The organism is Streptomyces sp. NPDC005863, assembly GCF_042871345.1.
Classification (GTDB): Bacteria; Actinomycetota; Actinomycetes; order Streptomycetales; family Streptomycetaceae; genus Streptomyces.
Map to the genome: position 1 here is coordinate 733,710 of NZ_JBIAII010000003.1, position 14,154 is coordinate 747,863.

General features: G+C 70.8%; 11 protein-coding genes, 1 tRNA gene and 1 pseudogene. 4 read left to right on the plus strand and 9 right to left on the minus strand.

Annotation, left to right across the window (positions count from 1 at the left end):
- Positions 1–13: 13 nt before the first annotated feature.
- The 3 genes from ACFYO9_RS15585 to leuS form a co-directional block, all read right to left on the minus strand.
- Positions 14–859, minus strand: a complete 846-nt coding sequence (locus ACFYO9_RS15585) for a DegV family protein (RefSeq protein ID WP_358775956.1) — start codon at positions 857–859, stop codon at positions 14–16.
- 90 nt (positions 860–949) lie between these two features.
- Positions 950–1,648: a hypothetical protein gene (locus ACFYO9_RS15590; protein ID WP_358775958.1), complete on the minus strand. Its 699-nt coding sequence runs from the start codon at positions 1,646–1,648 to the stop codon at positions 950–952.
- A gap of 132 nt (positions 1,649–1,780) precedes the next feature.
- Positions 1,781–4,681 (minus strand): leucine--tRNA ligase, encoded by a 2,901-nt coding sequence (gene leuS, locus ACFYO9_RS15595; protein ID WP_355808363.1) that lies wholly within the window; start codon positions 4,679–4,681, stop codon positions 1,781–1,783.
- Between the two features lie 428 nt (positions 4,682–5,109).
- On the opposite strand from leuS, the gene ACFYO9_RS15600 reads away from it, so the two are divergent.
- Together ACFYO9_RS15600 and ACFYO9_RS15605 are read left to right on the plus strand one after the other, a co-directional pair.
- Positions 5,110–6,267, plus strand: a complete 1,158-nt coding sequence (locus ACFYO9_RS15600) for a hypothetical protein (RefSeq protein ID WP_358775960.1) — start codon at positions 5,110–5,112, stop codon at positions 6,265–6,267.
- A complete protein-coding gene (locus tag ACFYO9_RS15605) occupies positions 6,264–7,856 on the plus strand; it encodes an NADH-ubiquinone oxidoreductase-F iron-sulfur binding region domain-containing protein (protein WP_358775962.1) in 1,593 nt (530 codons plus the stop codon). The genes ACFYO9_RS15600 and ACFYO9_RS15605 overlap by 4 nt, the downstream gene beginning before the upstream one ends.
- A gap of 127 nt (positions 7,857–7,983) precedes the next feature.
- Here the strand turns inward: ACFYO9_RS15605 and ACFYO9_RS15610 are convergent.
- Positions 7,984–8,056: transfer RNA gene (locus ACFYO9_RS15610), tRNA-Ala, on the minus strand.
- A 111-nt stretch (positions 8,057–8,167) separates the two neighbouring features.
- Here ACFYO9_RS15610 and ACFYO9_RS15615 point away from each other — a divergent pair.
- On the plus strand, positions 8,168–9,493 hold the full coding sequence (locus ACFYO9_RS15615; RefSeq protein ID WP_358775964.1) for a glycosyltransferase 87 family protein: 1,326 nt from the start codon (positions 8,168–8,170) through the stop codon (positions 9,491–9,493).
- On the opposite strand, the gene ACFYO9_RS15620 is transcribed toward ACFYO9_RS15615, so the two are convergent.
- The 3 genes from ACFYO9_RS15620 to ACFYO9_RS15630 form a co-directional block, all read right to left on the minus strand.
- Positions 9,462–9,695, minus strand: a complete 234-nt coding sequence (locus ACFYO9_RS15620; protein ID WP_355808351.1) for a hypothetical protein — start codon at positions 9,693–9,695, stop codon at positions 9,462–9,464. The two genes, ACFYO9_RS15615 and ACFYO9_RS15620, sit on opposite strands and share 32 nt — an antisense overlap.
- Positions 9,696–9,698: 3 nt before the next feature.
- Complete coding sequence (locus tag ACFYO9_RS15625; protein ID WP_355808348.1) at positions 9,699–9,881, minus strand: hypothetical protein; 183 nt, start codon at positions 9,879–9,881, stop codon at positions 9,699–9,701.
- A gap of 70 nt (positions 9,882–9,951) precedes the next feature.
- Complete coding sequence (locus ACFYO9_RS15630) at positions 9,952–11,421, minus strand: MFS transporter (protein WP_358775966.1); 1,470 nt, start codon at positions 11,419–11,421, stop codon at positions 9,952–9,954.
- A 93-nt stretch (positions 11,422–11,514) separates the two neighbouring features.
- On the opposite strand from ACFYO9_RS15630, the pseudogene ACFYO9_RS15635 reads away from it, so the two are divergent.
- A pseudogene (locus ACFYO9_RS15635) lies at positions 11,515–11,817 on the plus strand (hypothetical protein); the annotation flags it as partial.
- An 843-nt stretch (positions 11,818–12,660) separates the two neighbouring features.
- Here ACFYO9_RS15635 and ACFYO9_RS15640 read toward each other — a convergent pair.
- Positions 12,661–13,509 (minus strand): helix-turn-helix transcriptional regulator, encoded by an 849-nt coding sequence (locus tag ACFYO9_RS15640; protein WP_358775970.1) that lies wholly within the window; start codon positions 13,507–13,509, stop codon positions 12,661–12,663.
- A 15-nt stretch (positions 13,510–13,524) separates the two neighbouring features.
- Entirely contained in the window at positions 13,525–14,049 is a 525-nt protein-coding gene (locus tag ACFYO9_RS15645) for a DUF6879 family protein (protein ID WP_358776114.1), read from the minus strand.
- Between the last annotated feature and the right edge of the window lie 105 nt (positions 14,050–14,154).

The following is a 14,154-nucleotide window of genomic DNA, read 5'->3' on the forward strand; positions in this document are numbered from 1 at the left end:
AGGGAGGCGAACCTCACCGAGGCGACACCACGGCCCCCAACAGCCCCGGCCCCGTGTGCGCCCCGATCACCGCGCCGACCTCGCTCACATGCAGCTCCGCGAGCCCCGGCACCCGTTCCCTGAGCCGCTCGGCGAGCGTCGACGCCCGCTCCGGCGCCGCCAGGTGATGCACCGCGACGTCGACCTGGCCGGTCCCGGCCCGTTCGACCACGATCTCTTCGAGGCGGGCGATCGCCTTCGACGCCGTCCGCACCTTCTCCAGCATGTCGATGCGGCCGCCGTCCAGCTTCAGCAGCGGCTTCACGGCGAGCGCGGAGCCCAGCAGCGCCTGCGCGGCGCCGATACGGCCGCCCCTGCGCAGATATTCGAGGGTGTCGACGTAGAAGTACGCGGACGTGCCGGACGCCCGCTTCTCCGCCGCCGTCACCGCTTCCTCCACCGAGTCGCCCGCCTCCACGGCCTGCGCCGCTTCGAGGGCGCAGAAGCCGAGGGCCATCGCGACCATGCCGGTGTCCACCACCCGTACCGGTACCGGTGCCTCCTTCGCTGCGAGGACCGCGGCGTCGTACGTGCCGGAGAACTCGGCGGACAGGTGCAGCGAGATGATGGCCGTGGCGCCCGCCTCCGCCGCCTCGCGGTACGTCTGCGCGAAGACCTCGGGACTGGGCCGGGACGTGGTCACCGACTTCCGCTTCTGCAGCGCCTGGGCGAGGGAGCGGGCCGAGATCTCGGAACCCTCTTCCAGCGCCTGGTCCCCCAGGACCACGGTCAGCGGCACCGCGGTGATGCCGTGCCGCTCCATCGTCCCTTGCGGCAGGTAGGCCGTTGAATCCGTGACGATCGCGACATGGCGGGACATGAGCTGGAGATTACCTGTCTGTGCCGCCGGGCGGCAGCCCGGCCCCTGAGCACCCGGTTCCGGAGAAAACTGCTCGGACGGGCGGATGGATCAGGTCGTGCTTTCGGGCTTGGTCTTCTTCTCCCACGGATAGGTGGGCCTAGAGGCGGGCGGGTTGATCGCGGGGGTCGGTGCGGACGAGTCGGCGGGTTGGGACGGCCCGGCGGTCGACGCGGACGGTCCCGCGGACTGGGTGGAAGACGGTTCCGTCGTCCAGTGCCGCAGCGCGCCCGCCTCCATATCGATCTGCGTGCTCAGGTCGTCCAGGTCGTCGCCCGCGAACCGGCGGGCCCGGTCGCGCGCGGACCAGCGCAGCGAGTCGGCCGCCTTGGTGATCTGCGTCGTGCGCTCCCGCAGATCGGGGAGGCGTGCGGCGAGCGCGGCCTTGTCCGGGTCGCGCTCCAGGCGCCGGAGCTCGTCGTCCAGCTCGTGCCCATGGGTGCTGAGCCGGTCGAAGAGGCTCAGCGTCTCCTTCAGGGAGGCGTCTTCGGCGGCGCCCGCGTGCAGGACGTCCTGGGTGGCGCGCATGGACGAGCGCAACGAGAGCCGCAGCTGGGCCAGTTCGGCGGCCGTGCCGAACTGGCCGAAGCTCTTCGCCCGCAGCGTGGTGTCCTCCACGGTCCTGCGGGCCTCCAGGATGGTGCGGTCCACTCCTCGCTTGGCGGCGCGGACCACCTTCACCGTCGCGTACACCCCCAGCACCAGGAAGAGCACCACCAGCAGCGCCACGATTGCGCCCACGGCTTCCATGACGCTCCTCTCCGCATCCCGTCCGGAACTTCGGCTCCTTCCACGGTAAACGGAGAAGGCAGGCCGGGGGTTCCAGCGGAACCCCCAACCTGCCCGTAGGGGAAGACCCCTATGCGGCCGTGCGCTACGCGGCTACGCGGGAACGATGTTCACCAGCTTCGGCGCCCGCACGATCACCTTGCGGATCCCGGCGCCGTCCAGCGCGGCGACGACCTTCTCGTCGGCCAGCGCGATCTTCTCCAGCTCGGCGTCGGAGATCGACGGGGAGACCTCCAGGCGCGCCTTGACCTTGCCCTTGATCTGCACGACGCAGGTCACGGACTCGTCCACGACGTACGCCGGGTCCGCGACCGGGAAGTCCCGGTGGACCACCGAGTCGGTGTGGCCCAGCTTGCGCCACAGCTCCTCGGCGACGTGCGGGGCCAGCGGCGCGATCAGCAGCACCAGGCGCTCCGCGACGGACCTCGGCACCGCGCCGCCCACCTTCGTCAGGTGGTTGTTCAGCTCGGTGATCTTGGCGATGGCGGTGTTGAACCGCATGCCGTCCAGGTCCTGGCGGACGCCGTCGATCGCCTTGTGCAGGGCACGCAGGGTGCTCGCGTCGATGTCGCCCTCGACCACGTCGGCGACGGTGACCTCACCGGTCGCCTCGTCGACGATCAGGCGCCACAGCCGCTGCAGCAGGCGGTACTGGCCGACGACCGCGCGGGTGTCCCACGGGCGCGACACGTCCAAGGGGCCCATCGCCATCTCGTACAGGCGCAGGGTGTCCGCGCCGTACTCGTCGCAGATCTCGTCCGGCGTGACGGCGTTCTTCAGGGACTTGCCCATCTTGCCCAGCTCGCGCTTGACCGGCTCGCCCTCGAAGAAGAACTTCCCGTCGCGCTCCTCGACCTCGGTGGCCGGCACCGGGAAGCCGCGGGCGTCCCGGTAGACGTACGCCTGGATCATGCCCTGGTTGTACAGCTTGTGGAACGGCTCGGCCGACGAGATGTGGCCCAGGTCGAAGAGGACCTTCGACCAGAAGCGCGCGTACAGCAGGTGCAGCACCGCGTGCTCGGCGCCGCCCACGTACAGGTCGACGCCGCCGGTCGGCTGTCCCTCGCGCGGGCCCATCCAGTACTGCTCAACGTCGGCGTCGACCAGCTGCTCGTCGTTGCGCGGGTCCAGGTAGCGCAGTTCGTACCAGCACGAACCCGCCCAGTTGGGCATGGTGTTGGTCTCGCGGCGGTACTGCTTGGGCCCGTCCCCCAGGTCCAGGGTGACGTTGACCCAGTCCTCGTTGCGGGACAGCGGGGTCTCCGGGGAGGTGTCCGCGTCGTCCGGCTCGAAGGTGCGCGGGGAGTAGTCGTCGACCTCCGGCAGCTCCAGGGGCAGCATCGACTCGGGCAGCGCGTGGGCGACGCCGTCCTCGTCGTAGACGATCGGGAAGGGCTCGCCCCAGTAGCGCTGGCGGCTGAACAGCCAGTCGCGCAGGCGGAAGTTGACGGTGCCCTCGCCGATGCCGCGGGTGGCCAGCCAGCCGGTGATGCGGGCCTTGGCTCCGTCGACGTCCATGCCGTCCAGGGAGATCTCGGGGTTGGCCGAGTCGATCAGCTTCGCGTCGTACGAGGAGAAGGCGTCGTCCCAGGTCCTCGGGTCGGTGCCGCGGTCGTCCGAGGGCTCGACCACGCAGCGCATCGGCAGGTTGAACGCGCGGGCGAAGGCGAAGTCGCGGCTGTCGTGCGCAGGGACGGCCATGATCGCGCCGGTGCCGTAGCCCATCAGGACGTAGTCGGCGATGAAGACGGGGACCTGCTCGCCGCTGACCGGGTTGGTGGCGTAGACGCCGGTGAAGACGCCGGTCTTCTCCTTGGCGTCGGCCTGGCGCTCCACGTCGGACTTGGCGGCGGCGAACGCGCGGTACTTGGCGACGGCCTCGGCGGGCGTGGCGTGGCCGCCGGTCCACACCTCGTGGGTGCCCTCGGGCCAGGTCTCGGGGATGACCTTGTCGACCAGGTCGTGCTCGGGCGCCAGGACCATGTAGGTCGCGCCGAACAGGGTGTCCTGGCGGGTGGTGAAGACGGTGATGGCGTCGCCCTCGATGCCCACGGGGAAGCTCACGCGGGCGCCTTCGGAGCGGCCGATCCAGTTGCGCTGCTGCAGCTTGATGGCCTCGGGCCAGTCCAGCGCGTCCAGGTCGTCGAGCAGCCGGTCGGCGTAGGCGGTGATGCGCATGTTCCACTGGCGCAGCTTGGCCTTGAAGACGGGGAAGTTGCCGCGCTCGGAGCGGCCGTCGGCGGTGACCTCTTCGTTGGCCAGGACGGTGCCCAGGCCGGGGCACCAGTTGACGGGCGCGTCGGAGGCGTAGGCCAGGCGGTAGTGGCCCAGGACCTCGGCGCGCTCCACGGCGTCCAGTTCGCTCCACGCGCGCGGGGAGTCCGGTACGGCGCGCTCACCGCTCTCGAACTGCGCGACCAGGTCGGCGATCGGGCGGGCCTTGGCGGCGTCGGCGTCGTACCAGGAGTTGAAGATCTGGACGAAGATCCACTGGGTCCACTTGTAGTACTCGGGGTCGATCGTCGCGAACGACCGCCGCTTGTCGTGGCCCAGGCCCAGCGCGCGCAGCTGGGCCTTCATGTTCTCGATGTTGGACTCGGTGGAGACCCGCGGGTGGGTGCCCGTCTGCACGGCGTACTGCTCGGCGGGCAGGCCGAAGGCGTCGAAGCCCAGGGTGTGCAGGACGTTGTGCCCGGTCATGCGCTGGAAGCGCGCGTAGACGTCCGTGGCGATGTATCCCAGGGGGTGGCCGACGTGCAGGCCCGCTCCGGAGGGGTACGGGAACATGTCCATCACGAACTTCTTGGGCTTGGCCACCAGCGCGGCCTCGGCCTCGGTCCGCGCGGCCAGGTCGCCGCTCGGGTTCGGCGCCTCGTAGGTGCCGTCGGCGTCCCAGAAGTCCTGCCAGCGTGCCTCGATCTCAGCGGCCAGAGCGGCCGTGTAGCGGTGCGGCGCGGCCACCTCGGAGGCGGCAGCAGAATTCGTCTCGCTCATGATCCTCAAAGCTCCATCGATCGTCTCTGCCTGCGGAATTGACCGTGCTGGTCAAACAAAAATGCCCCTCGCACAGGAGGGGACGCCGCGCCGATGCCGACCGCGATTCACCGGCGGTCGGGACTGATCAGCGCGGCCCGCTAAGCAGAAGGCGTACGGCACGCATGGCGTCAGGGTACCGCAGCGCCCGCGCGGCCCGCGACGAGCTTCCACGGACGCCGCCCGGGACGCCCGGGCCCGACCTGAGGACGCCGTCCGGGACGACAGGGGCCGAGCTCTGGCCAAGGGTTACTCCGCGTACCGGCCACTAACGGGGCAACACCAAGATCGTGTCGCGCTTTGATAACAACGCAATAACTCAAACCTCGTACCCACCGGTATGGAGCCACTTAGCATGCGGCGGACCGAACCCTCTCGGAGCCGCCCCCATGAACCCTCTGCACCCGCACCGCAAGAGCCGTTCCCTCCCTCGATCGTCTCCACGTTCGTCCGCATCCGGTTCCTTCCCGCTCTCGCGGGCCCTGAGCGCCGGAGCGCTGCTCCTGATACCCGTGCTCGTCTTCGCGGGCAGCGACGCCCTGCGGGCCGCCATCGACTTCACCGCCGGCGTCCTGTCCCTGGTCTCGCTCACCGCCGCCGTCCTATGGGGCCTGGTCGCCACGGACCGCCTCTTCCTGCACTCGCGCCAGCGCCTGCTCGCCCAGGCCGTGCACCGGGCCACCGCGGTGGCCTCCGTCGGCTTCCTGCTGCTGCACGGCACCATCAAGGTCGCCCTCGACCATGTGTCGCTGTTCGGCGCCGTGATGCCCTTCGGGCTCGGCGTCACCGGCAGCGCGGGACTCATCGGCCTCGGCTCGCTCGCGGGCGTGCTGATGCTCGTCACCGGGGTCACCGGCGCCCTGCGCAGCGCCTTCGCCTCTCCCGCGCGGATCGCGTCGCGCTGGCGGGCGCTGCACATGCTGGCCTACCCCGCCTGGTGCTCGGCGCTCGTCCACGGGCTGTACGCGGGCCGCCAGCCGAAGCCCTGGGTCGTCACCCTGTACTGCCTGTGCCTGGTCGCCGTCGCCGGGGCCGTCGCCCTGCGCGCGGCCCCGCTGCCGATCAAGCGGAAGGTCGCCGCGCGGATCCTGGCGCTGCTCGAACCTGCGCCCGACGCGCCGCCCCCGGAGGACCCTCCCGCGCGGGACACCGCTTCCGTCCCGCCGCCCGGCACGACCGCCACCACTCCGGCCACCGACCCCGTCGTCGGCATCTCGGCGGCCTACCGCGCGTTGGCCTCCCACGCGGCCGCGTACCCCACCGTCACCGTGCCCCGCCCCGACCCCGACGGCCGCTGGCCCGCCCCCTGTCCGCCACCCCCCGCCGAATCCCCCTACGTCGCACCGCCACCCACGTACGACACGGCGCCCCAGCCGGTCTACGACCCCGCGTACGACATGCCCCTCGCCCCCGCCCCCGACCCCGACCCCGATCCCGTGTACGACCCCGTGTACGACCCCGGCCCCGCCACCGAGCCGCTGCCCCGGCCCTTCCAGGCCCCCAGCTCCGGTGAGCCCTGGAACGCCGCCACCGGAGGCCACCCGTGAACGCGCCGCTGCCCGACGTCCCCGAAGTCCGTGTCGTCGGCCTGCCCCTGCTCACCTCGGGCTTCGACCTCGTCGAACGCCTCGACCTCGGCATGCACCTGAAGGTGCACGGCCCCCTGGAACCGATGGCGGGCGAGCCGCTCGCCCGGCTCGCGGAACACATCTCGCTGCGCGGCCGGGGCGGCGCGGGCTTCCCCTTCGCCCAGAAGCTGCGGGCCGTCGCCGACGCGGCGATACGGCGCGGTGTTCGCCCCGTGGTCGTCGTCAACGGCAGCGAGGACGAGCCCGCCTGCCGCAAGGACACCGTCCTCATCAACCGCGCGCCCCACCTCATCCTGGACGGCGCCCTGCTGGCCGCCGAGGCCCTCGGGGCGCGCACTCTCGTGGTCGGCGTGACACGCGACTCCACCGAGGCCTCGATGCGCACCGCGCTCGCCGAGCGCGGCCTGGGCGACCGGCGCGGACTGGCGCTCCGCGCGCGCGTGCAGCGCAATCCGGTGCGCATGGTCACCGGAGAGTCCTCCGCCCTCGTCCGCTCGGCGGACGGCGGCCCGCCGCTGCCACCGGGCCGCAAGGTGCGCACGGCCGACTCCGGAGTGGGCGGCGCCCCCACCCTGCTCTCCAACGCGGAGACCTTCGCGCAACTCGCCGTCGCCGCCCGGGCCGGCGCCGACCGCTACTGCCGCACCGGTCTGCGCGACGAGCCCGGCACGGTCCTGCTGACCCTCTCCGGAGCGGTCGCGCGGCCGATGGTCGTGGAGGTGCCCACCGGAGTGCCGTTGCAGTACGTGCTCCAGCTCGCCGGCGCCCCCGCGCTCTCCCAGGGCGTCCTCACGGGCGGCTATCACGGCAGATGGCTCGACGGCGTCACGGCGCACGACGCGGTCGTCTCACGCGCCTCCCTGGACGCCTGCGGCGGCGCGCTCGGCGCGGGCGCCGTCCTGCCGCTGGGCGAGGACACCTGCCCGCTCGGGGAGTCGCTGCGCGTCGCGCACTGGCTGGCCGCCGAGAGCTCGGGCCAGTGCGGCCCCTGCTACCTCGGCCTGCCCGCCGCGGCCCGTGGCCTCGCGGACGTGCTGCAGGGCGGCGGGCCGACCGCTCTCGAAGCGCTGCGCGAGGTGACGCGGGCCGTGAAGCGGCGCGGGGCGTGCAAGCACCCGGACGGCTCGGCGGCCTTCCTGGAGTCGACGATCTCGACGTTCACGGACGACCTCGCGGCCCACGTCCTGGGCGGCGGCTGCGGCCGTCCGGTCGCGGGGGTCCTCCCCCTCCAGGCGGACGTGGCGCAGGCCGAGGCGCCCACGGGCCGCAAGCTGGCCGTCGACTGGACCCTCTGCCAGGGCCACGGACTGTGCGCCGACATCGTCCCGGAGCTCATCCAGCTCGGCCCCGACGGCTTCCCCTCGGTGGCGGAAGCGTCCGTACCGCGGTACTCCGAAGCGCGTGCCGCGCGTGCCGTACGCCGCTGTCCCGCCCTCGCACTGCGCGTCGAGGAGCCGCAGCGGACGACACCGCGGACCGGTCCCGCGCTGCCGGCGGCGCTGCCTCCAGGGCGACGCCGCAGGGCGCTCGGCAGCGGAAGGCAGTGACGGCAGTGACGGCAGTGCTCTCCGGCAAGGGCGGGGACACCCGGCCGCGCAGGACGCGAAGGAGACGAGGAAGACGAGGGGCATGAAAAAGCGGGCCACCCGATTCGGGTGGCCCGCTCATATTCTGTGGAGCTAAGGAGAATTGAACTCCTGACCTCCTGCATGCCATGCAGGCGCTCTACCAACTGAGCTATAGCCCCTTGCCTGTCCGCCCGGTTTCCCCGGCGGCTCCGCCAACATTACACGGTCGGACCCGTGCTCCACCAAATCGTTCCCGGTCTGGGTGGATACGGCCGGTACTGTCAGCCTTCGTGACCGTGATCGCGCCCGCCGCCGCCCGCCGCCGTGTGGCTCTGGCCGCCGGGGCCTGCCTGCTCTCCTTCACGGCCTTCTGGCTCGCACAGCGCGCCGCCGACGTCTCGATGATCGACCTGATGGTCTACCGCGCGGAGGGCGAGACCGTGCGCGGCGGCGGCGACCTCTACGCGCTGCGCACCACCGAGGCCCATCTGCCCACCACCTACCCCCCGTTCGCCGCCCTCCTGTTCACGCCGCTGACCCTGCTGACGACGGCAGCCATGCGCACCCTCGCGACCCTGGGCAACCTGCTCCTCCTGGTCGGCTGCGCCCATCTCTCGCTGCGCCTGATCCAGAACGACCCGACCCGCGGCGACCTGTTCCGCGGCGAGCGGCACGCGCGCGTGGAGGGTGCTCTGTGGGCGTCGGCCGCCGTCGTCTGGTGCGAGCCGGTGTGGACGACCCTGCGCTACGGGCAGATCAATCTGCTGCTCGGTGTCCTCGTCCTGTGGGACCTGTCCCGGCGTCCCGGCCACCGCTGGGCGGGCGTGGGCATCGGCGTCGCCGCGGCGATCAAGCTGACGCCGGCGCTCTTCGTGGCGTTCCTGCTCCTCACCGGGGCCGCCGAGGCCGTGCGGCGCGGCCCGTGGCGGCCGCCCGTGCGGCACGCGTGCGTGGCCGCCGTCTCGTTCGCCGGTGCCACCCTCCTCGCGGCCGTCGTCCTGCCGTACGACTCGCGCCGGTTCTGGACCCGGATGGTGTTCGAGGCGGGCCGGGTCGGGCTGGCCGAGGACACCGCGAACCAGTCCTTGCGCGGTGTCCTCGCCCGGCTCCTGCACACCGGGGAACCCGGGGCGCGCTGGGCCGTGGCCGCCGCCGTCATCGGGGCGCTCGGCCTCGCGGTCGCGGTCGTCGCCGCCCTGCGCGGGGAGCGGGCCTGGGCCGCGCTGGCCTGCGCGGTGACGGCGCTCTTGGTGAGCCCGGTGTCGTGGTCGCACCACTGGGTCTGGTGCGTGCCGATGGTGCTCCTTCTGGGGGCGGAGGCGGCGCGCCGGGGCGGCCGGGCGCGGTGGGCGGCCGCCGGGGGCGCGTACCTGGCCTTCTGTTCGTACGCCCTGTGGTGGGTGCCGCATGGAGTGGGGCGGCTCGAACTCGGCCAGAATTATGGCCAGATGGTGCTGTCGGCCCTCTACGTAGTGCTCGGTTCGGGGTTCCTGATCACCGCGGCGAGGCGGTCGCGGGCGCCGGTCACGCCGCCGGAACCGAGGACCCCGCCGGGGCCGACGATCCCGCGGTCGCGGGCGCCGGTCAGGCCGTCGCGAACGAGTAGAACCGCTTGAGGGTGCAGTGCTCGTCCAGCAGCCGTCCGTAGATCGGCTCCCCTTCGAGTTCGCGGTACGTCTCGATGGGGTCGCCCTTTATGATCAGCGCCCGTGCGCACTCCTCGCACCAGTACTGGTAGTCCTGATGGACCGGTTCCATGTCGCGGACGATCGGTGTGCCACTGCCGCACCAGTCGCATTTCCGCCTGTGTGCACCCATCGATCAGCTCCAGCTGTGGCCGCAGGCGGTACACACGTACGAGACCCCGCCGTTGTCACCGAGTACCTGGGCGACGTGGGTCGAGCCGCAGGAAGGGCAGTTGAGGAGCGTGCGCAGCGCGGCCCGTTCTCGTACGGCCGCCGCTCCGGAGAGGTGGTCGACCTCTCCGAGGATGCTCGCAGGCATCGCGCTCTCCCTCCCGTCGGGCTGCGTCTCCTTCCGGCCGTCCGATTCTGCCACGCTCTGAGCGACCCGGTCAGCGACGCATTCGTACCAGTCCGGACACGGCACCCAGCGCGGCCGCGGCAGCCAGTGCGCAGGCGCACGCCCAGAGCGCGTCACCGGATGTATACGCCCCGGGAGCCCCTCCCGACTCAAGCCGGTTCAGGAAAAGCGCACCGAAGACGGCGACTCCCGTCAACTGACCGAGCTGGGTGACCGTCGCGAGCAGACCGCTGGCGTCCGCCGCGTCCTCGGCGCGGACCGTGGCGAGCGCCCGGGTCAGGGTCGGGCTGAAGCCGAGCGAGAGGCCCGCGCCCACGCCGACGAGGGCCACGAAGAACAGGGGGCCGCCGTCACCCCCGTCCCGCAGCAACAGTCCCACAGCGCCGGTCGACAGCGCGGTCAGCACGAAACCGCCGGGGATCAGCGCCCGTTGGAGGGGCTGCGGCCAGCGCCGCCACGTCAGCCCGACCAGGCCGAAGACCACGGCGGTCGGCGCGAAGGTGAGGCCGGCCCGCAGCGCGCCGTAGCCGAGACCGCCCTGCATGTGCAGGGTGATGACGAACAGGAAGCCCGCGTTCGCGGCCATCACGGCGATGATCCGGAAGACGGCGAGGCCCATGCCCGGCGACCTCAGCACCCGGGGTGCGATCAGCGGTGCCCCGCCGCGCCGGGACAGCCGGGACTCGTACGTCCAGAAGAGCGCGAGGCAGAGCGCGGCGGCGGCCAGCGAGAGCCATGACCACAGCGGCCAGTCCTGCTGCTGTCCGAGCACCAGCGGGACGGTGAAGAGCGAGACGGCGGCGCCGAGCAGCAGCAGGCCGGGCAGATCGAGCGGCCGCGTCCGCTCCGCCGCCCGCTCCATGGCGGCGGCGTCGCGCGGCAGTACGCGCCCCGCGAGGACCAGCAGCACGATCCCGACCGGGACGTTGACCAGGAAGACCGGACGCCAGCCGGCGCCGAGGAGGTCGGCGCTGACGAGGACACCGCCGAGCACCTGCCCCGCGGCGGCGCCGGTCGCGAGGACCGCCGCGTACGCCCCGAGCGCCTTCGTCCGCGCCTCGCCGGCGAAGTTGCGCTGGATCAGGCTGAGCACCTGCGGGACGAAGACCGCGGCGCCCGCGCCCTGCACCAGCCGGAAGCCGGTCAACTCCCCGGTGTTCTGGGCGAGTCCGCAGGCCAGCGAGGCCGCGGTGAAGACAGCGAGCCCGGCGAGGAAGACCCGGCGGTGGCCGAGGCGGTCGCCGAGCCGCGCACCGGTGATCAGGAGCACCGCGTACGTGATGGTGTAACCGGCGATGACCAGCTGCAACCCGGCGCCGGACGCGTGCAGTTCGTCGCGGATGGTGGGCGCCGCCACATTGACGATGAACACGTCGAGCGGCGCCATGAACTGGGCGGCCAGCACGATCGCGAGCAGCCGTCCGGGCCGTTTGTCGGTGCCGGGCGCTTTACTGGATGCGGGAGTCGAACCCGCGGGGGCGGGAGGGGTGGTCGTCGTCATGCCATGAGCGTGCGGGCGATCCGGTACGGGTAACGAGAGCCCGCCGATGCTGGTACTGACAGCACCTGTCAGCGGCCGCGGCGGCGACGGACGATGGGGGACGTGACGACGATGACGACCGCACGTGGAGTGACAGGGGCACACGCCGCAGGGATGTCCGAGCCAGAAACGGCGCCGGAAACGGCACCGCACGCCGAAGGGCGCCCCACCCCGCCCCCGCGGCGGCGACCCGAGCTCGCCGCCTTCCTGCGGGGCCGCAGGGCCCGGGTGACGCCCGCCGACGTGGGCATGGCCCCAGGGCTGCGCCGCCGCACTCCGGGGCTGCGCCGCGAGGAGGTCGCCCAGCTCTCCGGGGTCGGCGTCACCTGGTACACCTGGCTCGAAAGGTACACCCCTTGGGATACGTGCCGGGTGGCGTTCGCCTGAGCAGCGAAGAGCCCCGCCGCACACCACGGGGGTGATGCACGACGGGGCCGTTGGCTAAGCCCTCACCGCACGGGTTTCTAGGTGCGGCACCCCAGCTAAGGGGCGGACCGGGGCGAGTGCCTGAGCACGTCAGCTCAGACGGGACACGTCCTGTCCCTGCACGAAGGCTGATCCGGTCGGGAACGTCGCCGTCCGAACCGCTGGACTGTCTTGCTCGCCGTCGTCCAACGGACCGGAGTCTCACCAGCGGATTGGTTCCGCGTCGCCTCCCACGCACGAGGGGCAGGGGCGCTTGAACGTGAAGCTGCACAGGTCGCATCCGGCGAAACCGCAGCATCCGTCACACCAGATGGCACGGTGCCCGGAACAAGTCCCGCAGAGGTCACCGAAGTTCCAGAGGGACCAACGCGGTTCCCCGCCTGTCCGGCCCGCGCGGGGCTTCGGGTGGAACGGGGCTTCTCCTTGCAGTGACCTGCGGAGTCGAGGTGTCCGACGTGGCGCTGTGCGGGGACGTTCCGGCGCTGTGGTCATCAGTGCCCGTCCGGATGCCGCGCCATGAGTACGTTGCAGTCCGTCACGGTGGTCTGATCGTTCCCCGCGCGGGCCCAGGCCCGGACCTTGGCAAGCTCCGTGCACCCGGCGCACCCATCGACAGGGGCAGGATCAGGGTCCAGCCTCAGCGGCAAGGTCACTGGTGCACTCGGGTACGTTCTCGGCTCGCTCATGCCGACCCCTTCGCGTCGTCCGTCTGGACACCACGCTAGGAACGAAGAGAGCCCAACTCACAGTCAGTTCTACGGAGTTCCACGAGCATCACCCCAGCGCGTCAATGGCGGAGGTGATCAAGGATCGGGCATCCGATCCGAAGACGGCCAGCTTCGAGAACTCCCCGAAGGCTTTGAGGTACTGGTCCACCTCTGACGGGGCGGTCACGTTCACTTGCGCGGTCAGCGTCTCCACCTGCGCGCGCTTCTTGTCGTAAACGCTGAACGTCTCGATCATCCACATACGCCGATCGGCGGAGAAGGGGATGACGCCTAGCGACACGGAAGGAAAAGCCATCACGGAAAGGAGGCAGCCGAGTTGGCCCGCCATCACTTCCGCTCCGCCGACTCTATGCCGCAGAACCGCCTCTTCAACGAGCAACGCGAACCGGTGATTTCCTTCACGGATTACCCGGGAGCGCTCCATCCGTGCAGCGACCGCATCCGTTACGTCATCCGGCGTTCCACGAAATGCGGCGATGGAGCCGAGCAGCGCTGTGGCATACCCGTCCGTTTGAAGCAGTCCAGGAATCACGTTTGAGCAATAGATCCTGAACGTCTCTGTTCGCTCGAAGAGTGGAACATAGGACTCTTGCAGCCGTCGCAATCCCGTGCGTTGCAACCTACGCCACTCGACGTATGCACTGTCGGCCGACCGGGAGGCCGCTATCAAATCAGCGGCCATCCCGTCGGCTTCGCAGGCGCGACACCATGCCCGGATATCGCCATCTGACGGAGGCGTAACGGCGTTCTCAAGGCGAGACACCTTGGACTTGTACCAGCCGGTTCGGTCGGCAACGTCCTTGGCCGTGAGGTTGGCGTCCCGGCGGATCTCCCGTAGTTGGTCAGCGACCGCCTTGCGGGCAGCTTGGACGCTCGATGAAGGCGACGCGGGCATGAGTCGTTGAATCCGTCAGACCTTGTATTCCTCGTGCGGTGTTGCCTTGCTCCAGACATTCTCGAAGGCTTCGGCGCAGAGCTTGGCAACCGAAGGGTCGTCGGTTACTTCGTCTCCCAGATAGGCCCCCTCTCCGGAGAAATAGCCGAACCTTACCAACCGGCCGTCGAACAGCCAGAAGTCATTGCCCGGCAGGGCGATTCCCGAAGCCTTCTTCCGGGGCAACCAGCGAATCTGTTCGCCAGCAGCGATGTTGGTGAAGGTTCCGTCATAGAGATAGCGGGTGTACTCACTGACGGGTTCCGACACGATCCGTGCTCGCCGGATTTCTACCCCGCGTCCTACCGTTTCCGAAACCATGTCCAGCCATGGACGCCACCAGGAATCGCGGTTGTTCGGGTCCGGCCTCTTCCCTGCCTTCCATGCCTCGACACGGGGAGCTTCGTCCGGGTCGTCGTAGTGGTCGCGCATCTCAAGGTGCAATGCCGACTTCCGACATCCCGCCAGCAGCTCACCGAACGGTGGAGCGCTCCGCCACATCACATGCCTCCCGAATAGCGGCCACCATTCGCATAGGCAGCCGAACGACGCCTTCACCGTCAGGAATCGGCCCAGCCTTGAGACAGTCAGCGAGCGTTTCGCCGT

Coding starts and splice junctions, on each gene's coding strand:
- ACFYO9_RS15645 (WP_358776114.1), bottom strand. CDS start 14,049: ATGTGGCGGAGCGCTCCACCGTTCGGTGAGCTGCTGGCGGGATGTCGG.
- ACFYO9_RS15590 (WP_358775958.1), bottom strand. CDS start 1,648: ATGGAAGCCGTGGGCGCAATCGTGGCGCTGCTGGTGGTGCTCTTCCTG.
- ACFYO9_RS15620 (WP_355808351.1), bottom strand. CDS start 9,695: ATGGGTGCACACAGGCGGAAATGCGACTGGTGCGGCAGTGGCACACCG.
- ACFYO9_RS15640 (WP_358775970.1), bottom strand. CDS start 13,509: ATGCCCGCGTCGCCTTCATCGAGCGTCCAAGCTGCCCGCAAGGCGGTC.
- ACFYO9_RS15600 (WP_358775960.1), top strand. CDS start 5,110: ATGAACCCTCTGCACCCGCACCGCAAGAGCCGTTCCCTCCCTCGATCG.
- ACFYO9_RS15585 (WP_358775956.1), bottom strand. CDS start 859: ATGTCCCGCCATGTCGCGATCGTCACGGATTCAACGGCCTACCTGCCG.
- leuS (WP_355808363.1), bottom strand. CDS start 4,681: ATGAGCGAGACGAATTCTGCTGCCGCCTCCGAGGTGGCCGCGCCGCAC.
- ACFYO9_RS15625 (WP_355808348.1), bottom strand. CDS start 9,881: ATGCCTGCGAGCATCCTCGGAGAGGTCGACCACCTCTCCGGAGCGGCG.
- ACFYO9_RS15630 (WP_358775966.1), bottom strand. CDS start 11,421: ATGACGACGACCACCCCTCCCGCCCCCGCGGGTTCGACTCCCGCATCC.